Annotated in this window: 27 protein-coding genes and 1 riboswitch; of the genes, 5 read left to right on the top strand and 22 right to left on the bottom strand. The window is 31.3% G+C overall.

The genetic code is table 11. The annotated features are described in order from the left end of the window. Positions 1-10 precede the first annotated feature (10 nt). On the bottom strand, positions 11-1,483 hold the full coding sequence (locus tag DY249_RS06670) for an alanine/glycine:cation symporter family protein (protein WP_115595614.1): 1,473 nt from the start codon (positions 1,481-1,483) through the stop codon (positions 11-13). Positions 1,484-1,590: 107 nt separating this feature from the next. Beyond that, the gene (gene ald, locus DY249_RS06675) at positions 1,591-2,703 is read right to left on the bottom strand and encodes an alanine dehydrogenase (RefSeq protein WP_101539511.1); all 1,113 of its coding nucleotides are present in this window, start codon (positions 2,701-2,703) and stop codon (positions 1,591-1,593) included. 308 nt (positions 2,704-3,011) lie between these two features. On the opposite strand from ald, the gene DY249_RS06680 reads away from it, so the two are divergent. The 3 genes from DY249_RS06680 to DY249_RS06690 all read left to right on the top strand — a co-directional run bounded on the left by DY249_RS06680 (position 3,012) and on the right by DY249_RS06690 (position 5,735). Beyond that, entirely contained in the window at positions 3,012-3,839 is an 828-nt protein-coding gene (locus DY249_RS06680; protein WP_115595615.1) for a Cof-type HAD-IIB family hydrolase, read from the top strand. A gap of 152 nt (positions 3,840-3,991) precedes the next feature. Further along, complete coding sequence (locus DY249_RS06685; protein ID WP_115595616.1) at positions 3,992-4,906, top strand: ABC transporter ATP-binding protein; 915 nt, start codon at positions 3,992-3,994, stop codon at positions 4,904-4,906. Beyond that, positions 4,890-5,735 carry an ABC transporter permease gene (locus tag DY249_RS06690; protein ID WP_115595617.1) on the top strand — a complete coding sequence of 282 codons (846 nt, stop codon included), beginning with the start codon at positions 4,890-4,892 and terminating at the stop codon, positions 5,733-5,735. Before DY249_RS06685 ends, DY249_RS06690 begins: the two co-directional genes overlap by 17 nt. A gap of 59 nt (positions 5,736-5,794) precedes the next feature. Here the strand turns inward: DY249_RS06690 and DY249_RS06695 are convergent, their stop codons facing one another. Next, entirely contained in the window at positions 5,795-6,352 is a 558-nt protein-coding gene (locus DY249_RS06695) for a hypothetical protein (protein ID WP_174919110.1), read from the bottom strand. 104 nt (positions 6,353-6,456) lie between these two features. On the opposite strand from DY249_RS06695, the gene DY249_RS06700 reads away from it, so the two are divergent. Beyond that, on the top strand, positions 6,457-7,023 hold the full coding sequence (locus DY249_RS06700) for a DUF3783 domain-containing protein (RefSeq protein ID WP_101539515.1): 567 nt from the start codon (positions 6,457-6,459) through the stop codon (positions 7,021-7,023). Positions 7,024-7,037: 14 nt separating this feature from the next. Here DY249_RS06700 and DY249_RS06705 read toward each other — a convergent pair whose 3' ends face one another. Beyond that, positions 7,038-8,216, bottom strand: coding sequence for a cation:proton antiporter (locus DY249_RS06705; RefSeq protein ID WP_115595618.1), 1,179 nt, complete (start codon positions 8,214-8,216; stop codon positions 7,038-7,040). A gap of 36 nt (positions 8,217-8,252) precedes the next feature. Next, a riboswitch (Fluoride riboswitch) is annotated at positions 8,253-8,324 on the bottom strand. A 127-nt stretch (positions 8,325-8,451) separates the two neighbouring features. On the opposite strand from DY249_RS06705, the gene DY249_RS06710 reads away from it, so the two are divergent. Continuing rightward, positions 8,452-9,591: a CD0519/CD1768 family membrane protein gene (locus DY249_RS06710; RefSeq protein ID WP_101539517.1), complete on the top strand. Its 1,140-nt coding sequence runs from the start codon at positions 8,452-8,454 to the stop codon at positions 9,589-9,591. 226 nt (positions 9,592-9,817) lie between these two features. On the opposite strand, the gene DY249_RS06715 is transcribed toward DY249_RS06710, so the two are convergent. From DY249_RS06715 to secY, 18 genes are all read right to left on the bottom strand, one after another. After that, positions 9,818-10,408: a ribonuclease H1 domain-containing protein gene (locus DY249_RS06715; RefSeq protein ID WP_115595619.1), complete on the bottom strand. Its 591-nt coding sequence runs from the start codon at positions 10,406-10,408 to the stop codon at positions 9,818-9,820. Further along, a complete protein-coding gene (locus DY249_RS06720; protein WP_115595620.1) occupies positions 10,405-11,856 on the bottom strand; it encodes an alpha-amylase in 1,452 nt (483 codons plus the stop codon). The genes DY249_RS06715 and DY249_RS06720 overlap by 4 nt, the downstream gene beginning before the upstream one ends. 8 nt (positions 11,857-11,864) lie before the next feature. Further along, complete coding sequence (gene deoC, locus DY249_RS09180; protein ID WP_172540072.1) at positions 11,865-12,497, bottom strand: deoxyribose-phosphate aldolase; 633 nt, start codon at positions 12,495-12,497, stop codon at positions 11,865-11,867. Continuing rightward, positions 12,498-13,592: a PP2C family protein-serine/threonine phosphatase gene (locus DY249_RS09185; protein ID WP_172540073.1), complete on the bottom strand. Its 1,095-nt coding sequence runs from the start codon at positions 13,590-13,592 to the stop codon at positions 12,498-12,500. 256 nt (positions 13,593-13,848) lie between these two features. Continuing rightward, positions 13,849-15,318, bottom strand: a complete 1,470-nt coding sequence (locus DY249_RS06730) for a PTS transporter subunit EIIC (RefSeq protein ID WP_115595621.1) — start codon at positions 15,316-15,318, stop codon at positions 13,849-13,851. Next, the gene (gene murQ, locus DY249_RS06735; RefSeq protein ID WP_172540074.1) at positions 15,319-16,200 is read right to left on the bottom strand and encodes an N-acetylmuramic acid 6-phosphate etherase; all 882 of its coding nucleotides are present in this window, start codon (positions 16,198-16,200) and stop codon (positions 15,319-15,321) included. Then, positions 16,175-17,164: a MupG family TIM beta-alpha barrel fold protein gene (locus DY249_RS06740; protein ID WP_115595622.1), complete on the bottom strand. Its 990-nt coding sequence runs from the start codon at positions 17,162-17,164 to the stop codon at positions 16,175-16,177. Before DY249_RS06740 ends, murQ begins: the two co-directional genes overlap by 26 nt. Next, positions 17,165-18,010: a MurR/RpiR family transcriptional regulator gene (locus DY249_RS06745; RefSeq protein WP_115595623.1), complete on the bottom strand. Its 846-nt coding sequence runs from the start codon at positions 18,008-18,010 to the stop codon at positions 17,165-17,167. A 92-nt stretch (positions 18,011-18,102) separates the two neighbouring features. Continuing rightward, a complete protein-coding gene (locus DY249_RS06750; protein ID WP_101539523.1) occupies positions 18,103-18,747 on the bottom strand; it encodes an HAD family hydrolase in 645 nt (214 codons plus the stop codon). A gap of 210 nt (positions 18,748-18,957) precedes the next feature. Next, positions 18,958-19,299, bottom strand: coding sequence for a 50S ribosomal protein L17 (gene rplQ / locus DY249_RS06755; protein ID WP_101539524.1), 342 nt, complete (start codon positions 19,297-19,299; stop codon positions 18,958-18,960). A gap of 9 nt (positions 19,300-19,308) precedes the next feature. Then, positions 19,309-20,265, bottom strand: a complete 957-nt coding sequence (locus DY249_RS06760; RefSeq protein WP_101539525.1) for a DNA-directed RNA polymerase subunit alpha — start codon at positions 20,263-20,265, stop codon at positions 19,309-19,311. Positions 20,266-20,302: 37 nt separating this feature from the next. Further along, positions 20,303-20,896, bottom strand: coding sequence for a 30S ribosomal protein S4 (gene rpsD, locus DY249_RS06765; protein ID WP_115595624.1), 594 nt, complete (start codon positions 20,894-20,896; stop codon positions 20,303-20,305). A 12-nt stretch (positions 20,897-20,908) separates the two neighbouring features. Continuing rightward, complete coding sequence (gene rpsK / locus DY249_RS06770) at positions 20,909-21,301, bottom strand: 30S ribosomal protein S11 (RefSeq protein WP_101539527.1); 393 nt, start codon at positions 21,299-21,301, stop codon at positions 20,909-20,911. 8 nt (positions 21,302-21,309) lie between these two features. Beyond that, positions 21,310-21,654, bottom strand: coding sequence for a 30S ribosomal protein S13 (rpsM, locus tag DY249_RS06775; protein WP_101539528.1), 345 nt, complete (start codon positions 21,652-21,654; stop codon positions 21,310-21,312). 9 nt (positions 21,655-21,663) lie between these two features. Beyond that, on the bottom strand, positions 21,664-21,777 hold the full coding sequence (gene rpmJ, locus DY249_RS06780; protein ID WP_101539529.1) for a 50S ribosomal protein L36: 114 nt from the start codon (positions 21,775-21,777) through the stop codon (positions 21,664-21,666). A gap of 51 nt (positions 21,778-21,828) precedes the next feature. Next, a complete protein-coding gene (infA, locus tag DY249_RS06785) occupies positions 21,829-22,047 on the bottom strand; it encodes a translation initiation factor IF-1 (protein WP_101539530.1) in 219 nt (72 codons plus the stop codon). Between the two features lie 106 nt (positions 22,048-22,153). Then, complete coding sequence (locus tag DY249_RS06790; RefSeq protein ID WP_101539531.1) at positions 22,154-22,816, bottom strand: adenylate kinase; 663 nt, start codon at positions 22,814-22,816, stop codon at positions 22,154-22,156. Positions 22,817-22,819: 3 nt separating this feature from the next. After that, positions 22,820-24,094: a preprotein translocase subunit SecY gene (secY, locus tag DY249_RS06795; protein WP_101539532.1), complete on the bottom strand. Its 1,275-nt coding sequence runs from the start codon at positions 24,092-24,094 to the stop codon at positions 22,820-22,822. Positions 24,095-24,099: the final 5 nt, after the last annotated feature.

Raw genomic sequence — 24,099 nt, forward strand, 5'->3', positions numbered from 1 at the left:
AAATTATACCCTAGTTGTCATAATCGTATGGTTCAAAAACTTGTGTTTCTTTTACTTTACGTTTATTAAATACAGCTCCCCAGTGATTGTCAAATGTCCAATTATAGTTACCGAGTTTTCCTGTATCTTTATAGTTTTTATTAAAGTCTTTGATAAGCCATACTAATTGCTTTGAAAGTAATATCAAACCAATAAAGTTTGGTATTACCATCAAAGCATTAGCCACATCTGAGATTGACCAAACAAATTTTAGTCCACCGAGTGACCCTACAACTGAAAATATAATATATACTGCTTTATATATACTACGTATTGTTTTTGATTTTGTGATATATGATATACATTTATCACCATAGTAATACCAAGAAACTAGAGTTGTAAAAGCAAAAAACATAAGTCCTAAACTTACTATCATTTCACCACCAACTGGCAATGCTTTTTCAAAAGATGCTGCTGTTAATCTATTAGCATCCACATTTGCATCTGACCATAATCCTGAACAAATAATTACAAGTGCTGTCATAGTACAAATAAGGATTGAAGAAACAAATACCTCTATAGCTCCCCACATACCTTGACGTACTGGGTGATCAGTATGAGCTGCTGCATGGGCCATAGGTGCTGAACCAAGTCCTGCTTCATTTGAGAAAATACCACGAGCAAGTCCATGACGGATAGTCATAAGTACTGTAGCACCTGCAAATCCACCAACTGCTGCAGTAGGCTTAAATGCATCAGTAACTATAAATCCAAGTGCAGATCCTAATTGTCTTCTATAAATAACTAGTATAACAATAGTTGCACCTAAATACAAAACACTCATTAATGGTACAATTTTTTCTGCAAATGCACCTATTCTTTTAATACCACCTATAATAATAATGACCATAAGGATCATAATTACAACCCCAATTATTCTAAGGTCAATACCAGTAATAGTATTAATTGAGTTTGCCATAGCATTTGATTGTACTAAAGAACCTGTTCCTAAAATCGCTATCGCTCCAAAAACTGAGAACATAATAGCTAGCCATCTCATATTTAGACCGTTTTCTAGGTAGTACATAGGTCCACCAGAAAATTCGTCTTTTTCATTTTTTTCACGAGTAGCAACTGCAAGAGTGATTTCTGCAAATTTTGTAGTCATATTTACTAAAGCGGCAATCCATAGCCAAAATATAGCCCCAGGTCCACCTAGTTTTATAGCTGTAGCAACACCAACTATATTTCCTGCTCCTATAGTTCCAGCAAGGGCTGTAGATACGGCTTGGACTGGTGAAATCGATTTCTCACCAGCTGTAGTTGCTTCAGATTTTTTAAATATTTTTCCAAATGTATTAGACCAAATATAGCCAAAATTTTTAAAAACCCACGCTCGTGTTCTATAAATTAAGAATGATCCACCAAGTAACATTACTATTATCATAGGTATGCCCCATAAGAAATCACTTAGTGAACCCACAACGTTGATAAACGTTTGCATAATTCCTCCAATAAAAATTTCGTTAATTTTTTGTTTATATGTATTTAGCACAAAAGACACGACTAAGCGTGTCTTTTAAAATGCTAATTTTCTAGTTCAATTTATTCTTAGTTTAATCCAAGATCTTTATATTCGTAACCAAGGTCTTCAGCTACACCTTCAAGTGTTACTGCACCATCATGTGTGTTAATTCCTGGGATTAGTTCTGGGAATTTTTTAGCTGCTTCAAGAACACCTAAGTTTGCGATTTGTACACCGTATTTTGTTGTTGCATTTGATAGTGCATATGTTGATGTAAGTGCTGCTGCTCCTGGCATGTTAGCTACTGAGTAGTGGATTACATCGTGAGCAACGAAAACTGGGTCATCGTGTGTTGTTGGGTGACCTTTTGTTAAGTCTGTTGATCCACCTTGGTCGATAGCAACGTCAACTATAACTGAACCTGGTTCCATTTCTTCAACCATGTATTCTTTTACTAATTGTGGAGCTTTACGTCCTGGGATTAGTACTGTAGAAACAACTAAGTCAGCATCTTTAACTGCTTTTTCAATGTTTAATGGGTTAGAATATTCTGTTTCAATTTTTGATCCATAAACATCTTCAAGTCTTGCAAGTGCATCGATATTTACATCAAGAACTTTAACTCTTGCACCCATACCAACTGCTATTTGTGTAGCAGCAGATCCTACATTACCTGCACCGATAACTACAACGTATGCTGGAGCCACTCCAGGAACACCGTTTAATAATTTACCTTTACCACCATTTGTTTTTAATAGGAATTTTGCACCTTCTTGAACAGCCATTCTACCAGCTACTTCACTCATTGGTCTTAGAAGTGGAAGTAAACGTCCTTTTTGAACTGTTTCAAATGCAACACCTGTTACTTTTTTGTCTACTAAATTTTTTGTTAATTCTGGATCAGCTGATAAGTGAAGGTATGTATAAATGATTTGACCTTCTTTGAAGTATTTATATTCACTTTCAATTGGTTCTTTTACCTTATAGATCATTTCAGCTTTGTCCCAAACTTCTTCAGCTGTGTCTAGGATCTTTGCTCCAGCTTCAATGTATTCATCATCAGTAATACCAGAATTTATTCCTGCACCTTTTTGTACATAAACTTCGTGATTGTTTTTTACAAATTCAGATACAGCACCTGGTGTTGCTGAAACACGACTTTCATTGTTTTTAATCTCTGTAGGTACACCTATAATCATAATAATCCTCCTATAATTTTACAAATACGGATACAAATCGTTAATTTCTTATAACTATATTTTTGTATAACTATATTTCTTTTGTATCTCTATGTACATTATAAATCGTTTGCAAATCGTTGTCAAACATTTATTCTAAAAAAATAAAAATAACTTTTAACAGGCGATTATTTAGCCATCTTTACTCTGACATCATTTCGGGAAATGGTATTCATTTAACTTATTTTTTTTGTATAGAATAGTAGTTTAACTTTTAACTAATAATCATTTAATATTTACTAAACCAAATAATATAATATAATAATTTTATGATAAAATTAATTACCATTGATGTGGATGGCACCTTGGTTACTCCACTAAAAAGACTAACAAAGGCAAATATTAAAGCTATAGATAAGGCTAGAGATCATGGTGTTCACATAGCCTTGGCATCTGGTAGACCGTACTCAGGTATGAAAGAACTAGTTAATAAACTAAATTTAAATCAGGAGGGCAATTTTACCGTTTGCCAAAATGGATCATATATTTTTGATAACTACACCCACCAACCTATTTCCGGAACCTACCAAAAACCTATTGATTTAAAAATCATAGACGATTTATTAAAATCTTATAACGTCCAAATATCTGCTATGGACCATGAAAGCTTTTATAGTAGGCATATTAAGACAAATATTTACACAAAGATTGACGCCAAAATTTCAAAACTTCCCCTGCAAATTATAAATTACGATGATTTTAATGAGGATAAAACTTTTGGCAGAATATTAATTATGGGCAAAAAATCAGAAATGACTAAGCTTTATAATAATATGCCACAAGAGCTTACAGATAACTATTATGCCGTAAAAACAGCACCATTTTTAATTGAAGTTATGAACAAAAATACTAATAAAGGATACGCAATAAAAGCTATAGCCAAAGATTTAGGTATAAACTCAGATGAAATTATGAGTATAGGAAACGAAAAAAATGATATTCCTATGCTAGAGCAGGCAGGTTTTGCAGTGGCTATGGCAAATGCAGTACCTGAATTAAAGCCACACGCTGATTTTATTACCAAAAGTAATCTAAAATCCGGTGTCGGTTATGCTATAGAAAAACTTTTAGCTAACAATTTAGAAAAATTTACTTAAACGCTGATCAAAATAATCAGCGTTATTTTTATATTCATTTATTATTTGATTTTATCAAATTATTTAATTACATATTTACATTATATAAAACTATGTTATACTATATTTATAAAATGATATGATAATATCAAAAAAAGTAAGGTGGTATATTAATGAACGATATGGTTTTAGAAACTTATGATCTAGAAAAAAGATATGGTAAATTTATTGCAGTGGATAATTTAAGTCTAAAAATAAGAAAAAGATCCATCTATGGTTTAGTAGGCGAAAATGGAGCTGGTAAATCCTCTCTTATGAAGATGATATCAGGCTTATCTAATAAAACAAAGGGAGAAATCAAATTATTAGGAAAGGATGTCACTCGTCATTCATCGAAGTTTATGGAAGTAGGCAATTTAATTGAAGCTCCTTGTTTATATGATAATTTAAATGCTTATGAAAATTTAAAGTTAAAGTCCTTAGCTTATGGGATTAAAGATGAAAATAAAATTTTATCCATTTTACAAACTGTAGGTTTATATGATCAGAATAATAAAAATGTCAAAAGTTTTTCTCTAGGTATGAAGCAAAGACTTGCAATAGCTATGGCTATGGTCAATTCACCAAAATTATTAATCTTAGATGAACCAATCAACGGACTCGATCCTCAAGGTATTATTGATATAAGAAAAACCCTTCAAGATATAAATAAAAAATATGGTACTACCATTATCATTTCTAGCCATATTTTAGATGAGCTTGCTAGACTTGCAACTGATTTTGGAATAATCTCTCACGGAAAATTAATAGCAGAGTTTAGTTCAAAAGATTTGCATGATAGATGTCAATCAAAAATAGAGATAACTTGCAATGATGTAAAAAAAGCTTCTTATATATTAAGAAAAAATGCCTATCAAAATGAGATTATTAGCAACAACAAATTAATTTTGATAGATTACTTTAATAAAACTCATCTAATAAATTCCTTACTAGTGAATAATAGTATTGATGTCTATTCAATTTATCTAACAGAAATGAGCTTTGAAGACTATTACATGGAGGTGATCCAAAATGAAAAGAGCAATTAACTTAGAAATATATAGGCTAAAGAAAAACAAATACCCTTATATAATAATTATTTTAAGCATATTAATGATGGTAGGATCAGTATTTATGACAAGCTCAGATTATCACTACTACCTACAAAATCAAGATGCTTTTAATAATTTAAAGACCACCTACGAACAAGTCAACTGGGGTATATACGCAGGTAGCGTCATGCCTAACTGGGTTGAGCTTAAAAGTATACCTATAACTGAATTATTTATGAAAAATATTCAAAGTAAAATTTTATTAATGTTTCAAACAATATTTGTAGTCTTATTTATAGGCGAAGAAATAAGATCTAAATTTCTTAAAAATATAATAGCAGCTTTCCCTAAAAAGATAGATCTTATACTTGGAAAATTTATAGTTATAGCTGTATTTACTCTATTTTTATTTATTAGCAACTTTTTATTTATGATGTTAACATTTTATTTACTAGAAGGATATATAGTATTTACTAATCTAAACTATTTTTTAAAATATGTACTAGTAGAATACTTACTGTATTTATCTTATAGCAGTCTAATAATGCTTTTAGTGTATCTGATTAAAAATTCTGCAGCTAGTCTTTTAATAGGAATTCTTGATGCTTCAGGTATTCTTGAAATTGTTGATACCATAATTCACTCATCAATTAGTAATTCGGATAGTTTTTCGATAATGAATTATATAGTAACTGGTCGTATTGTCTTACTTTCTATAAATAGCAGTGGAATAATGTACTTACATAGTATAATAATCGCTATAATATTCCTTATAATATCCATTACAGGAACTTATTTACTTTTTAGAAACAAAGATGTTTGTTAAAATCTTTAGATAAAAATTAGACCTCCATAAAACAAAATAAATGAATGGAGGTCTAATTTTTATTTATTTTTCTTATCTTTCTTAGAATCTTTCAAATCACCTTTATTATCATTTTCTATATATTGGTCAAGTTCTCTTTCTTTTAAAATTTCATAAGTTACTTTTTTCTTTTCGCTTTCTAATCTTCTAATTATACTTTGAATATTACGTTTTGATTTTGTTATATCAAATTCTTTTAAACGCATATTTGTTCTAATAGCAATATCAGAAGGCTTTCCATTTGCTGAAGAAAACTCACTCATCTTGCTAGGCAATGAAACTTTATTTGCTAATTTTTCATCAAATAATAATAAATTTGCATGAAAATCTAGAATAGCTCGTTGGGCACGATCTACATTACTATTTACTGCACTTACCTTATTTCCTCTCAAAAAGTTACCTAGAAAGTTTCCTCTTAATGCTTGGTGAGTTGAATATTCGTATTTGCTATCTATTTTCTTTTCCGCTCTTTGTAATAAGCTTTCTACATCTTTCGCTTCTCTTAATAAGCTTTCTATTTCTTTTAATTTTAATTTATAATCTTGTCTAGCGTATAGATTAGTTGTTTTTATTGCCATATCTCCTCCATAGTACACTTTTATTTATTGATACTTATACCCAAAATTCTTGTTTGTTTATCAATTAAATTATAAGTATAGTTATTATAAAAAAGCGAGGTATTATGGCAAAAGTTTTATTATATAATGTAAATGAAAATTATGATATAGAAAAGTTTGAATTATTAGCAATAAAAAATAAAGTTCAAATCATACGTGCAGAAAAAGAAGATAGCGATCAATATATAGGATATCTTCTAGGATATGATGGTTTTAAAAAAAGAGATACACAATTAGAGATGGATCCAGACTTAGATTTTCCATTCATATTGTTTGTAAATTTCGATCGTGATCAATTGTTCGAGTTTTTAGATCAAATGAGAGAAAATGGACTCGCTATTCAACATAAGGCTGGTGAAACAGAAAACAATGTAAAATGGACTTTAAGGGAGCTTTTAATAGAAAATGACCGTGAAGGAAAAATGATGGGTCTTATTCATAAAATAAATAGTTTAGTTGAAAGAGCCTCTTTCTTAAAAAACCAATATGGTGAAGATAAAAAACTTGCAGAACTAATTGATGAAATGCAAGCATACTTCGATGATTCTAGCCTGTTTGAATTTGAAGTGGCTAAAAATTATTATGAAAAATTAAAAGAAGAAGTTAAGAGAGTAGAAAGTGAAAATAATTAAGAGTTAGTTTTCAACTAACTCTTTTTTAATAATTTTTTATAAGTTTTATCGGTTAAAATAGCACCCAGAGGAGCTGTAAGTAAAATCGCAATTACCGATACTGATAAAATTAAATTTCCAGAATTAAGTCCCATTGATAAGGCAACAGGTCCAATTGCCGCTTGAACAGTTGCCTTTGGTAAATATGCAAAAGAAGTAAAGACTCTTTCATTTTTGTCTAGATTTGTGCCAATGAGCGAAATATTTACCCCAATCATTCTAAATATCAGACCTATAATTATTAATAAAACAGCTAACAATCCAGCTTCTTTTATATAAGCCAAGTCCACAGAAATACCAACTAAAACAAATAAAAATAATTCAAAAATCTTCCACAATCTATTATAAGTTCCTAATAATTCCTTAGCCATCTTAGAATCTATTCTATTGATTACAATTCCAGCTGCCATAATAGCTATCAAAGCAGACATAGCAATATATGGTTCTATTAAACTTTGTAATTTTAGCATTAAAAATGAAAGACTTACAAAAATCATAGTTTTATAGATCTCATTTATATTTATTTTTTCAAATATAAAAACAAAAATTTTCCCTATTATTATCCCCAAAAAAATACCAGTAATTATTGATATAGGAATATTTAAAAAACTCATAGCAGAAAGTTTGCCTCCAGTTTTTAATGCTAAAAACGATGAAAAAAACACTATTACAAAAACATCATCTACACTTGCTCCAGCCAAAATCATTTCTGGAATATTTTTATCTCCTCCATAGCCTTCATTAATTAATTTTATCATACGAGGCACTACAATAGCTGGGCTAACAGCAGAAAGAACTGCCGCCATAATGCCTGCATCAATGGTATCTATATTAAAAAATTTCTGAGAAAAAAATATTATAGCAAGCATTTCTATACTAGCTGGCACAAAGCTAAGCAAAATAGCAGGTCGTCCAACTTTTTTTAATTTATCAAAATTTAAAGAAAGTCCTGCACGAGTCAAAATAACTACAAGAGCAATTTGCCTTAAATCAGCAGATAAATTTATAATAGTATCACTAACTATATTTAATTGATGGGGACTGATTATAATGCCTGCCATAAGCATACCAATAATGGGCGCAAGTCCCATTTTTTCAAAAACTTTTGCAAATACTATTCCTAATAAAAATATAACAGCTATATCAGTTAACATATAATCTCCTTAAAAATAAAAAAAGCCAATGATCCTGCATATGCAGAAGTCATTAGCTAATAGCGGTTCTAGATTTCTCTATGGAAGAACTTCATTTCCCACTCTAATTTTTGTTAATTTATTATACTATTTTAAACAAAATATGCAAATAAAATTTGACTTTTTTTATCAAATGGATTTATAATTTATAATATATAGTAGTTTATTCAACTTATAAATAAATAAGGAGAATAATATGAAAAGAAAATATGTGAAATCAATTGGCACAGAGAACTGGATCTTTGTTATAATTTTCTTTGGATTCTTTATTCCAATTGGAAAAGTGATGGGCGTTTCTAATATGTTATCCACTATGATGAACGAAGCATACGATTTACTAATCAATACTTGCTTATACATAATGGCGATTTCAGTTATTACAGGTGCTTTGTCAGCAATTTTCTCAGAATTTGGTTTTATAACTTTAATTGATAAAATATTATCAAAGATTATGAAGCCTATCTATAACCTACCTGGAGCAGCATCTCTTGGTATTATTAATTGCTACTTATCAGATAATCCATCTATACTAACTCTAGCTCACGAAGATAATTTTAAATCTTTATTTAAAAAATATCAATTGCCATCTTTGACAAATCTTGGAACTTCATTTGGTATGGGACTTATAGTTACAACAACTCTTAGTTCTCTACCTATTAATGGAGCTGGAAAAGCAGCAATTATTGGTAATCTTGGAGCTATAATAGGTTCAATTGTAAGTGTTAGACTTATGCAACATTTTACAAAAAAAGCTTATGGTACTGAAGAAATGATAGAAGTTCAGTCCTTAAAGGATGTTCCATCTGATTCTAGATTAATCAGAAATGGTTCTGTTGGTTCAAGATTTATTGAAGCATTACTTGATGGAGGAAAGGTTGGAGTCGAAATGGGTATTTCTATAATTCCTGGAGTTATAGGAATCTGTACATTCATAATGCTTTTAACAAACTCTGTAGGGGCTGATGGTGTATATACAGGTGCTGCCAATGAGGGTGTTGCTGTTTTCCCATGGATTGGAAATAAATTATCCTTTATATTAAATCCATTATTTGGCTTTAATTATTCAGAATCAATATCTGTTCCAATAACAGCTTTAGGATCTGCTGGTGCAGCTATGGGACTTGTTAAAAATTTAGTTGAAAATAATCTAGCAACTACAAATGATCTAGCAGTATTTACAGCTATTTGTATGTGTTGGTCAGGTTATCTATCAACACACGTTGCTATGATGGATGCAATTGGAACAAAAGAATTAACAGGTTCTGCGATTCTTTCTCATACAATAGGTGGAATAGTCGCTGGAGTATCAGCACATTTATTATTTATGCTCATGTAGTTAATATATAAGTATACAAAATTCTTTCAATAAAACTATAAAATTATAACTATTATAGCTAATAAAATCAATATCATTAATATATTGTAAAAATCACATTTATTTATAAAATTTTATAAGTTTTTAAACTAGTATATATATTTTTATTTTATTTTAAATAAAAATAATAAATGGAGGGGTTCTTCTAATCCCTCCATTTAACTGGCTAGATATTATTTCTAAATTATTATTTTATATAAATCCCACAAGCAGTTTTGGCCAAAGCATCTGCTCTATCATTATATTTATCATTGGAATGACCTTTCACTTTTACAAAATCTATTTTTATATTTTTTCTAGCTTCTTCAATAAATTTTTTATAAGATTTTGTCAAATCATTATTAGCTTTCCATTCACCTGTTGCCCAAGATGAAATGCCTTGGTAGTCGTGATATATTATTATTTGATTTTTTTTATCTTCTATAGCTTTTTCTATGGCAAGTTCACTTGCTTTTACTTCACCTGCGACATTCCTATGGCTATAGTAGGCATCATCAAAAGTTTTCATTAGCTCTATTTCATTCGCAGCTGTTATATATACCACTCCTGCCCCATATGTTTTTGTTTTTTGATTATATGAACCATCTACATAGGCAATTACTGCATTTTTTCCTATATTTATTTCTTCTTTTTGACCTTCCATAAATTTGTTTGCTTCATCTAGGGTTTTAAAAGATTTATAAATTGCTCCACTATAACCTTTTACCTCTTTTAAACAAGAATCCCAGGATGTATATATCCCAGGATTTCTGCCTTTTTTTACTGCGTAATATTTCATAGCGTTTCTTTGTTTGCCCAATATGTCACTTGTCCTGGGCCAACTGTGAATACTCCGTTTCCTTGTTCATCAATTATTACATCTTCATTTTTTCCAGAAAGATCTACATAGCTTGCTCCTGCTTCAGATTCTCCCACATGCATTTGTTTTTCTGCCATATCTCTTATAGAAATTAAAACGGCAAGCGGCTTGTGTTCATCATCTCCACGTCTTACCCAACCTATAACTGCTGGATCATCAAAATAATCATCTTGCTCGCCATAATTATAATTTTTACGAACTCTTATCATATTATTTATCATTTCTTCTAGAGGATCTTTTTTTACTGGTCCACATAAACCGTAATAATCTCCGGCAAAGGCACATGGATACCCATCTTTTCTAAATAATATCAAAGCATAGGCTATTTCTTTAAACCAATCTTCTACCCAAGATTCTAATCCTTGACCTGGTTGGCTATCATGATTATCTACAAATGTTACCGCTTGTTCTGGGAAATCTTTTACGATTGTATTATCAAATATTTTTCTCATATCATAATTGCCCATGGATTTGCTTGCTTCTTCCATATGAAAATGCAATGGGACATCAAATAGATCTACTTGATAGTCTGTAGTTTTTAGATACTCTTCGATAGTTTCTTTAGAATATTGCCAAAACTCTCCAAATAAATAAAAATTATCTATGCCTTTTTCGTCTATTATATGACTGGAAAGATCATTGATAAAGCTTTCTGATATATGTTTTAAAGCATCATAACGAAATCCGTCGACTTTGGTTTCACCTATAAACCAATCAGCCCATTTAAATAACTCTTCACGTACTTCTGGGTGCTTGTGATCAATGTCGTTATTCATCAAATAATCAAAATTTCCTTTTTCATTAGAAACATCTTTATCCCAATATTTACCTTCTCCAACTATTCGATAAATTGCAGATGTATCTGTTAGATCATCATGGTCTACACCTGTAAAATGATACCAGTGCCATTGCATTTCAGAATATTTTCCTTTTCTACCTGGAAATGTAAAATGTGTCCATGCTTGTATATCATGTGCTTCTGAAACGTCTTGATTACGATTGTTTTGATCAACCATTATGGCTTGGAATTTTTCTTTTTCATCTCCACTACCCTTGTGATTTAAAACTACATCCGCATAGCATTTTATGCCTGCATCATGAAGGGCATCAATTGCCTCATGCAATTCTTCTTTTGTGCCATATTTGGTTCTTACTGTTCCTTTTTGGTCAAATTCTCCCAAATCCCAAAGGTCATATGCTCCATAGCCAACATCCATATCTGACCCACCCTTGGTCATTGGTGGTAGCCAAAGTGCATCTATTCCATTTTCTTTTAATTTTTTTGCATTTTTAACTAGATTTCTATAAAAACTGCCATCAGATGGGGTATCCCATTCGAAGGCTTGCATCATTACTTCGTTTGCCATATTTTTTCCTATTTGCAAATATCTATTGATTGGCTTGCACCAATTCTACTTGCACCATTTTCTACCATTTCTAAAGCTTCTTTCTTAGAATGAATGCCACCACTTGCTTTTACTCCAACATCTGGTCCTACTGTTTTTCTCATAAGAGCTATATCGCTTGCATTTGCTCCTCCTGTTGAAAATCCTGTAGAAGTTTTTACAAAATCTGCACCAGCTTTTACTGAAAGATCACAAGCTTTTACAATTTCTTCTTCATTGAGAAGGCAGGTTTCTATGATTACTTTTAAAACTTTGTCACCACAAGCCTCTTTAACTGCTTTTATATCTTCTAGTACGTACTCATAGTTGCCTTCTTTTAATCGACCAATTTCTAATACCATATCAATTTCGCTTGCACCATCCTCGATGGCACATTTTGCTTCATAAGCTTTTGCACGAGTTGCCATGGCACCTAAGGGAAATCCTACAACTGTAGCAATTCTTACTTGATCATTATATTCTTTTATAAACTTTACAAATGAAGAATTTACACATACACTAAAGAAATCATTTGCTATTGCTTCATCCACCAATTTTTTTATTTGTGCTGTTGTTGCATCAGCTTTTAAATTTGTATGGTCAATAAGTCTATTTAATTGCATTTAATTCTCCTTATATGAAATCATTGCTAGGGTTATATCGTCTTCTTGCTCTCCCCAGGTAAAATTATCGATTTCTTTATAAATCTTATTTAAATCCTTGTATTTACAGAAAGTTGCTTGTAATTTTTCTAAACCAAATTCTTTTTTATCTTCATTACTCGCTTCTATCGCACCATCAGTGAAAAATAAAATTTTATCACCATCGCTAAGGATAGTTTTTCTCTCACTGTAGACATCCGGCTCAATTATATTTGAAATCATTCTACCATTTGCATGCAAAAACTCACTTTGTCCACTATTTTTTTTATACATCATAGGTGGGCAATTATGACCAGCATTAGAATAAACTAAACTATTATCCCTAAAATCAAATATACCTAGCCATGCTGTAAAATATTGAGATGAATCCATTTCAAGTTCAAAGAATCTTTTGCGTAGTTTTAAAAGAGCGTCTGATGGTGTAAAATCCGGATGTTTATCGAAAATAGAAAATATTGAAACTTTAATAAACATAGTCATTATAGATGCTTTTACTCCATGCCCCATAACATCTGCAATGTAGAAAGCATATTTATTATCATCAATCTTAACTATATCATATAGGTCACCAGAGACATTCTCACTTGGAATATATATACCATTCAAATATAAGTTACCGTAAATACGATCTTTGGGTATGATAGATGATTGGACTTTCCTAACAAATCTAATATCGTCTAGCATAGATCTATTTGCATCAAAAAGTTCAATTTTCATCATAGTTTCTCGGGTAATATCTCGAAAAACTTCAACTATACCAGTATAGCTATCATCTATAAAAATAGGTGATGCTTTGATGCTATAATATCTATTAGAAATTAATTTTTCTTCGACAACTGTTGTATCTCTAATGGCTTCATTTTCAGAAGATAAATTTAAGGGTAGATTTTCATGTAGGTATATTTCTAAATCTTCGGACTTTTCTCTGGCATCTTTTAAAGATTGGTTAATAAAAATTACTTGACCATCAGGATCAACAATACGCACCCAATCATCCATTGAATTGAACACTGCAAAATTTGATTCGTTTAATTTATCTACAAGTGCTTTTTCCATATAATCCGTCCCTTTTTTTGAAAATCTAAACTTACTTATTAATAACTATATCATTTTATTATTTAATTATCAAATAATTTTACTTGTCACAAAGCTTGAAATTTTAACGTTTATTTGCAATATTTTGTAAATCAAGAAACACAAAAATATTTTTTGTTCCCAAAACTTTTAAATTTAAACATTTTTTAATATTTTTTAAAAAAAGATAGCTTATAATAGAGCTATCTTTATATTAAACTATTTTTAAATATTATTCTTATTTAAATTCAAATTTACTAGAACCATCTAGAGCTGCGCCATTTATATATTTTTCATCTATTCCGAAGAAATATGTGAAAACAAATCCTCCAATATATCCTGATATCAACCCTAAGAGATATCCTAACCCTTTATTATTGTAAATTAATGGTATAAGAGCAAGACCTGATGGTCCAATTGCTGTTGAGCCTATGCCACCAATTGCTCCAATTACTGCTCCACCGATTCCACCGCCTATGCAAGCTGTAATAAATGCTTTGCCCATTGGTAGGGTTAGAGCATAAATAAGTGGTTCACCAATTCCTAAAAATCCTACAGGTAGTCCACCTTTGGCAATGGTTGTAATTTGTTTGTTTTTTCTACATTTTACAAGGATTGCTAGGGCGGCTCCTACTTGTCCTGCTCCTGCCATTGCAAGAATTGGTAAAAGATAAGTTGCTCCTTGTTGTTCAATCATTGCAACGTGGATTGGTGTTAGTATTTGGTGAAGTCCAAGCATTACCATTGGTAGGAACAAAGCTCCTAGAATAAATCCTGAAATAGCTCCACCAATATTAATTACTCCATCTATAAATCCTATAAGACCATTTGAAATAAGTCCTGCAAATGGCATTATTATAAACATTGTCAAAAGACCTACTGCTAGTAGAGATAACATTGGTACTAAAATAATATCAAGTGAGTCTGGAATAGCTTTGTGTAGGGCATTCTCAATTTTGCTAAGTAAATAAACTGAAATTAAAACACCAATTACTCCACCTTGACCAGCTGATAGTGGTGTTCCTAAGAATAAATTGTTAATTGGCATATCTGGATTCATACCTGCTAGATAAACCATACCACCTACTACACCTCCAAGACCTTCATTTGCCCCAAAAACTTTTGCAGCATTTATACCTATAAATATATTTAAATAAGCATATAAACCGCTTTTCATTACATTTAACACTTGAATTAAGTTTGTAACATTGTCCCCACTAATTGAACCAGCAGTTAGCATATTAGATAAAACTGACGCTATACCACCAATAAGTCCTGCACCAACAAAGGCTGGTATAAGTGGTACAAATATAGAAGCTATGGCTGCTGTAAATTTCTTAAATCCACTTTGTTTTTGTTTTGACTTATAAGCTTCTTTATTTTCTTTAGTGGTTCTTTCTAGTCTTTCTTTATCTTTTTCTTTACTTTGATTTTTACTTGCTGCGGCTTCTTCAGATAATTTTGTATTAGAAATTGCTGCCATGGCTTTTGCAACTTTTTCGCTTTTGCCAGGTCCTAGAACTACTTGGATTTGATCTCCGCTTACAACTCCCATTACACCTTCACGAGTTTTGATTTTTTCATAGTCCACTTTGCTATCGTCTTTTACTTTTACTCTGACTCTTGTCATGCAATTGATAACTTCTATTAGGTTGCCACTACCTCCAAAGTCATCAATTAATAATTTGGCTAAATTATTATTATCCATTTATAAATCCTCTCTTATAAACCCTTTATTTTTCTCCAAGATTTCACTTGCTTTTTCATAGTCCACATCTTTTGTAGCCATGATAATAGCTAATTTTACATTATTATTAGCATCTTTTAGCAATTCATTTGATTTTTCATAATCACAACCACTTATTTCGCTGATAATTTTTGTTGCCCTATCTACTAGCTTTTCGTTAGTTGGTTTCACATCTACCATTAGATTGTCATAAACTTTGCCTATTTTTATCATAGCAGTAGTTGTGATCATATTTAAAACCAGCTTTGTAGCTGTACCTGCTTTCATACGAGTAGAGCCACTTAAGACTTCTGCTCCTGTTTCAATTTCTATTGGAAAATCTGCATAGGAAGAAATTTTTGCCTCTTTATTGCAAGCTATAGATCCAGTTTTCGCTCCAATTTCCTTGGCATATTCAATAGCTCCTATGGCATATGGAGTCCTACCACTAGCGGCAATTCCTATTACAAAATCATTTTCTGTAAGATTTTCTTTTTGCAAGTCGATTTTAGCAGCATCTTTAGAATCTTCCGCATTTTCGATAGGATTTCTCAGTGCATTATCTCCACCAGCTATAAGACCTGTTACCATTTTGGGATCTACAGAAAAAGTTGGTACTGTTTCCGATGCATCTAAAACTCCTAGTCTGCCACTAGTACCAGCTCCTAGATAAAATAACCTGCCAGCATTATTAAAAGTTTTAATAACTTCATCGACCAAGACTTCTATTTGATCCATAGCTTCATTTACTTTTATAGCTATCTTTTGATCTTCCCCATTAATAATATCCAAAATTTCTCTTGTAGATTTTAGATCCAAATCATAGCTATTGGGATTTCTATCCTCTGTAGAACTCAATCTCATCTCCTCCTTTTATATAAAAGATTATATTTTCGTAATTTTTATCGATTCTTCCAATTATATTTCTTTCTTTACTTACACCCAGGTCTTTTTTTATTATCTCAATTTCCCCAGCATAGCGACCTGAAAGGTCATTTAAAATTACAATATCTCCGCATTTTATCATTTGAGGATTTGTAGGTACAATTTCTTTTTTTTCTCTTTCATTTCTTATAAGATAGTCACTAATATCTGGTCTAACTTTTATGCTTTCTACTTTTTTATATTCATCTTTAAAAGCGGTTGGCAAAGTTATAATATTTTTTTTAGCAAATTTGCTAATAAATTCTTTATCGTCTTTTTCGACATCTTCTGCTAATAAAATTAAATCCAAATCATATTTTCTTTGTAGTTTAACAAAAACTTGATAGGGATTTTGATACCTATCTTCTTCTAAAGTTGGAAGTCCCTTATAAACCGGTCCACGCAATTGTTCATTGCCTGGAACAAAGGCTCCAACTTTCATTCCAAAATCTTTTAACATTTTATTTTGATTTACAAAAAATCCTTCTGATAATCCGCTATATTCTAGGGGATAATAGTTATGAATTGCTATTATTCTTTCTAAGTTTATATGCGATTTTTTCAGTTCATTTAAAAAGCTTAGAGTAACTGTTGAGGCATTTATAGCTAGGTCAGTTTTCTTAGAAAGTTTTGCGATTTCTTCATAGGAAAAACCAAAATCTAACCTTAATATAAGATTCATATCAGCAAGCTTAGGATGATTTTTTAAAGTTTTATTATTTATATCAACGCATATTCTAATATTATTTGCCGAACATAAGTCATAAAGTTTTAAAAAATCCTTATAAGTTTCGTCACTTGCAGGATAGTGTAGGGATGTAAAAAGAAAATCAAATTCTTTATTATTTTCTACAATTTTTCTATAGTCTATTTTTTCTTCAAAATATGTTGAAAACCCAATCATTTATCTATCCTTTAGCTTATTTGTTAGTTCTTTTGAAACTTTCATATTATCTAAAACTTGGTCCATATTATTAGCAACATAGCCATAATAAAGAATATCTGTGATAATTTGTGATGAAAACCTTGACGATACTGCTCCAAATCTCATTTCTTTTTCGATAGCGGGTATTAATAAGACCTCGTCTGATGCTCTAGCAAGAATATTATTGGCAGATTTTGTTATACTAATAACTGTCGCTCCTACTTTTTTTGCGTAATCTACTGATAATAAAATTTCCTTGGTAGTACCAGAATAACTAATACATATTAAAACATCTTCATTTTTTATATTTGTTAAAAGAGCCATATTTGTGTGAGGATCTTGCTGGTAAAAAGCAATCTTACCAGCTCTTTGAAATTTATATAGTAAGTCTTCACAAACAAGTCCAGAGCTACCTACACCTGCCAGATATATAGAATTATTTTTATTAATTTTATTTACTACATTTTCTAAAGTACCTACATCTAACAAGGTATAAGTTTTATCAACAGCTGTTAGGACATTATTTTTTGTTTTTTCTATTATCTGATCTATATCATCACTTTCTGCAATAACTTCATCTTTCAAAATATCATTATCAGCTTCCAATGACTTTGCAATATCTACCTTTAGATCAACATATCCTCTGTAGCCAATTTTTTTTACAAATCTAACAATAGCTGACTGAGATGTATCAATAACTTCTGCTAGCTTTGATGTATTGCTATTAACAATTTCCTTAGGATGATTTATTATATATCTTGCGATTTTTTTGTCAGATGGAGTAAATTCACTTTTTGATTGATTTATTTTTATTAAATAATCCATGTCCACCTCTTTAATGAAAAGCTTTTCTTAATCTTATTATAGTATATTAAATAAATATTTCAATATAAGTTTGTAATCATTAAATATTTTTTTTATTCACCTATTATATTTATTACTTCATTTAAGTTAGAAGCTTCACAATCTGCATCAAAGTCTTTTTCAAAACTTGAATCATGAATTATAATATAGTCCATACCACTTGCTTTTGCGGCCTTGTAACCATTGTATGAGTCTTCTAGTATTAGAGCTTCTTCTTTTTTATATCCAGCTTGATTTAAAGCTTCTATAAAGATATCTGGATCTGGTTTGCCATTTTCTACTTCATGCCCTGATACTACAAACTTAAAATAACGATCTATATTTTGATTTTTTAGTAGATAAGATATTTTTTCACGTGAGCTTGATGAAGCAACAACAGCATCAATTTCATTTTCTTTTAAATAATCTAATAAGTTTATAAGACCCTCCTTTTTTAAATCTCCTTTAAAATTTAAAAAATACTCTCTCCTATAATTTTCTAAGTTTTCCCTTAATTCTTTTGCTTTTTGTTCACTGCCTAGTTCTTTAGCTATAATATTTCTTATTGTAGGTCCATTCATACCAGCAAGTAACTTTCTTTTTTCATTACTATATACAAAATCATAGTCTTTACTAAATTTAAACCAAGACTCATAATAGAACTTTTCGGTATCTAGCATAAGTCCATCCATATCAAATATTATTATCTTATATTTCAATTTTTACTCCTTTTAAGTATTATGTAAAATTTTACCCTAAAAATGGCAAACAAAAAAGCACCTTTGTGCGTTCGCAAAGATGCTAGAAGTTTTTTATATAAAATTTATTAATCGTTTAAAATTTATTCTATTAGTACTAAACAGTTTTTCTCGGACTTCGTCCTGCGATTACTCTACACAGGTCCTCTCCTAGCCGGACAGGCTTATTTATTAAACAAGCTCTAAGATAGCTCTTTCTGAGCCGTCTCCTCTTCTTGGTCCCATTTTTAGTACTCTTGTATATCCACCGTTACGTTCTTCATATTCTGGTGCTATTTCGTCGAATAATTTTTGAACTGTTGATGGTTTGTAAATATAGGCTGCTGCTTGTCTTCTTGCTTGAAGTGATCCATCTTTGCCAAGAGTGATCATTCTTTCAGCCATTTTTTGTGTTTCTTTAGCTCTTGTAACTGTAGTTTCAATTCTACCGTTATCGAATAAAGAAGTCACTTGGTTTCTTAGCATGGCATTTCTATGGTCAGTTCTTCTGCCAAGTTTTCTTTTATTAGCCATTTTTACCTCCTATTCGTCTTTAAGACTTAGTCCCATTTCATGAACCTTGTCTTTTACTTCTTCTAATGATTTTTTACCAAAATTTTTAATTGATTTTAGTTCTGCCTCAGATTTTTCTACTATTTCACCAACTGTATCAAATCCTGCTCTTTTTAGGCAATTAAATGAACGTAAGGATAGGTCCATTTCTTCTATAGTTTTTTCAAGCATTTGATCTGTATTATCTTCAACAACTTCTTCTACTTCTTCTACTCTATCTTCTTCTTCTATAAATGAAACATTTGGTAGGTCTTTAAAGTATTTAAAGTCATTTATAAGTACATTTGCTCCTTCTGATAGAGCTTCTTGTGGTGTTATAGTTCCATTTGTCCATACTTCGATAATTAGTTTATCAAAGTCAGTAGCTTCTCCTACTCTTGTATTTTCTACATAGTAATTTACTTTTTCTACTGGTGTAAATGATGAATCAATGGCTATTGTGCCTATTGGATCTGAATCAGATTTATTTTGGTCTGCTAGTTGGTATCCCTTGCCGTTTGTAACTTCAAGTGAAATAAATAGATTTGCTTTATCATTTACTGTTGCAATGTAATGATCTGGATTTGCAATTTCAATGGAGCTATCTTTGCTTATATCCTTAGCTGTTACTATTTTAGGTCCTTCTATTTGTAAAAATAGTGTTACATCTTCATCACTGTGTTTTTTTATATCTAGACCTTTGATATTTAAAATTATTTCAGGAACGTCTTCTACTACTCCATCTATAGTGGAAAATTCATGAAGGACTCCTTCGATAAGAATTTTTGAGACGCTAGAACCAGGTAAGGATGAAAGTAACACCCTTCTCATACTGTTTCCAATGGTTGTACCATAGCCTCGTTCGAGTGGATATAGGGCAAACTTGCCGTAATGATCGCCTTCGTTTATATCGAGTATTTCTATATTTGTATCTAATTTTTCGATCATGGTAACTCCTTAGTTCTAACTTGTTAGTTCTTAATTTTTATTTAGAGTAGAACTCTACGATCATACGTTCTTCTACTGGGATATCAATTTCTTCTCTTGTTGGAAGTCTGTCAATAGTTACTTTTAAGTTTTCTAGATCAGAGCTCATCCAATCAACTACTCCAAATGTTGAATTTGTTTCTTTGATAGTTTTAAATAACTCATTATTTCTAGATTTTTCACGTACTTCGATTACATCACCAACTTCTACTAAGTATGATGGGATGTCTACTTGTTTACCATTTACTGTTAGGTGTCCGTGAGTTACAATTTGTCTTGCTTCTCTTCTTGTTCTTGCTAGTCCTGATCTAAACGCAATGTTATCAAGTCTTCTTTCACAAAGAACGATTAATTGTTCACCTGTTTGTCCTTCAATTTTAGTTGCTTTTTCATAGTAGCTTCTAAATTGTTTTTCGCTCATTCCATAGATGAATTTAGCTTTTTGTTTTTCTCTTTGTTGCATACCGTAATCTGACATTTTTCCACGTCTTTGAGGTAATGTTCTTTTTGATTCACCTGTATATCCTAGGTATGCTGGAGAAATTCCTAAAGCTCTTGCTCTTTTATAAACTGGATCTTTTGATACTGCCATAATTTCTCCTTATTAAACTCTTCTTCTTTTTGGTGGTCTACATCCATTGTGTGGAATTGGTGTAACATCTTTAATCATTGTTACTTCAAGTCCTGCAGCTTGTAAGCTTCTGATTGCTGATTCACGTCCGCTACCTGGGCCTTTTACATATACTTCTACTGTTTTTAGACCTTGGTCAATTGCTTTTTTAGCTGCTGTTTCTGCTGCTTCTTGTGCTGCAAATGGTGTAGATTTTCTGCTTCCTCTAAATCCTAATTGACCAGCTGAAGCCCATGATAATGCATTACCTTGCATATCAGTTATTGTTACCATTGTATTATTGAATGTTGAGTTAATGTGAGCTTGGCCACGTTCAACATTTTTTTTAACTCTACGTTTACGAGATGTTTTTCCTTTTTGAGCCATTGTTCTCCTTAACCCCTTCTTCCTTTTCTAGTTCTTGCGTTATTTTTTGTGTTTTGTCCTCTTACTGGTAGGCCTGCTTTGTGTCTATTTCCTCTGTATGAGTTGATTTCACGTAATGCTCTAATATTCATAGATGTTTCACGACGTAAATCACCTTCTATTGTGTAATTGTTTAATTGTTCACGTATTTGACCTAGTTCTTCTTCAGTAAGATCTTTCATTTTTGTATCAGGGTTGATTCCTGTATTTTTTAAAATTTCATTTGCAGTTGCACGACCGATACCGTAAATATAAGTAAGGCCTATTTCTGCTCTTTTTTCTCTAGGTAAATCTATACCAGCTAATCTTGGCATTAAACCCTCCTAACCTTGTCTTTGTTTATGTTTTGGATTATCGCAAATTACCATAACTTTACCATTTCTTTTGATAATTTTGCATTTATCGCACATTTTTTTAACTGATGCTCTGACTTTCATTTTGTCTCCTTATCTACTGGTTGTGTACCAAAAGAAATAATTTCTAAGAAATTATTTCTTTCTCCAAGTAATTCTTCCTTGGCTAAGGTCATATGGAGATAATTCTACTGTAACACTATCTCCTTCTAGTATTCTTATGCTGTTCATACGTAGTTTGCCTGATAGATGGGCTTGGATTTCGTGTCCATTATCTAATTCTACTTTAAATATTGCATTTGGGAGTACTTCTTTAACTACTCCTGTAACTTCTATAGCATCTTTTTTTGACATATATAGAACCTCCTTATCTTTTCTAATATGTCCTTAAACTTCGATCTCTTTTATAAGACATATTGGCCTAAAGAGATTCTTTATTTTCTCTTCTTTCAACCATAAATTAGTTAAGTTCTCCTAATTTATCGCTAAATTCATCAAATATTTCATCAACAGTTTTTGTTCCGTCAATACTCTTTAATATACCTTTATTTGTGTAATAATCAATAAGTACAGCGGTTTGTTCATTGTAAACATCAATTCTGTTTTTAACTGTTTCTAACTGATCATCTTGTCTTTGAATAAGTTGTGTTCCGCATTTATCACAAATACCTTCCACTTTTGGTGGGTGGTTTTCTATATGATATGTTGCTCCACACTCTGGACATACACGTCTACCTGTTGTTCTTTTAATAAGTGTATCGTAGTCTACATCAAAGTAGATTACACCATCAATTTTTTGATCACGTTCATCCATTCCATTATCAAGTGCTTTTGCTTGATTTAATGTTCTTGGAAAGCCATCAAATAGTACTAGTAGTTCGCTATCTTCATTATTTTCTAATTTATCAAAATAATCCCAGAGTAGGTCGATAGTTACTTCATCTGGAACAAGTTCACCCTTGTCCATATACCCTTTTGCTTTTACTCCTAGAGGAGTTTCATTTTTGATATTGTATCTAAAAATGTCTCCTGTAGAAATTTGAACTGCATTTAAGTTTTCTATAATTTTTTTTGAAAGTGTACCCTTACCTGCTCCTGGGGGTCCTAACAATATAATATTCATCTTTTACCTATTTAAAAACCCTTTGTATTGTTTCATTGTCATCATTGCTTCTAATTGTTTTATTGTTTCAATTATTACACCTACTACGATAATTACTGATGAACCACCGAATGATAGGGATAGTCCTAATAATTTTGATGCAATTGCTGGAATGATTGTTAGTAGAGCTAATGCAATTGATCCTATAAATGTTATTCTTGTTGCAACTTTTGCTAGATATTCACTAGTTGGTTTACCCGGTCTAATACCTGGTATAAATCCACCATTTTGTTGCAACTGTTTTGCGTATTCTACAGTATTAAATTGAATTTGATTGTAGAAATAGGCAAATATTAGGATTAAGGCTGATTGAATAATCAAATATACAATAAACCCTCCAGTTGTGTTTTGGAAGAAGTTTGTTATACCACTTTGTCCACCATTTCCAAAGAAAAGACTAATTGTTGATGGTATTGCAAGTACTGCTGATGCAAATACTATTGGCATTACTCCACCCATATTTACTTTTACTGGGATGTGAGTAGATTGACCACCGTACATTTTACGTCCAACAACTCTTTTGGCATATTGGATTGGTATTTTTCTTTCGCCTTCTGAAATTAACACTACTGAAATTACTATTAAGATTATTAGTATAACCATAATAATAATTGGTAAATAGCCTACAAGTCCATAGTGAACTTGGTCTTGCCATCTTGATATGGTCCTTGGAAAAGATGCTATAATGCCCATAAAGATTAAAAGGCTTGTACCATTTCCTAGACCTTTTTCTGTTATGGTTTCACCCATCCAAGTTACAAACATTGTTCCACCAATTAGTATGACATTCATTACGAATTTTTGGAATGTTGTTGCATTTGATAATGCTGCTCCATATAATCCGTTTGTTACTGCTACTGCTTGGAATATTGCAAGAACTATTGTCATATATCTGGTATATTTTTGTATTTGTTTACGTCCTTGCTCACCCTCGCGGGTTAACTCTTCAAGTCTTGGTATTACAACTGTTAAAAGCTGCATTACGATACTAGCTGTAATGTATGGTTGTACCCCTAGGGCAAAGATTGAAAGGGTTGATAGTCCACCACCTGTTAACATATTTAGGTAGTCAACTAAGGTACCTTCCACAGATGAGTAAGCATTTTTAAGAGTTTCTTGATCAATAAATGGTATTGGAATATTATTTCCTAGCCTGTAAATTACAAGCATAAGAACTGTAAACCAAAACTTTTTCTTAATCTCTGGCTCTTTTGATGCTTTTCTTATTGTTTCTAGCATTGCTC

Source organism: Anaerococcus octavius (assembly GCF_900445265.1).
Taxonomy (GTDB): domain Bacteria; phylum Bacillota; class Clostridia; order Tissierellales; family Peptoniphilaceae; genus Anaerococcus; species Anaerococcus octavius.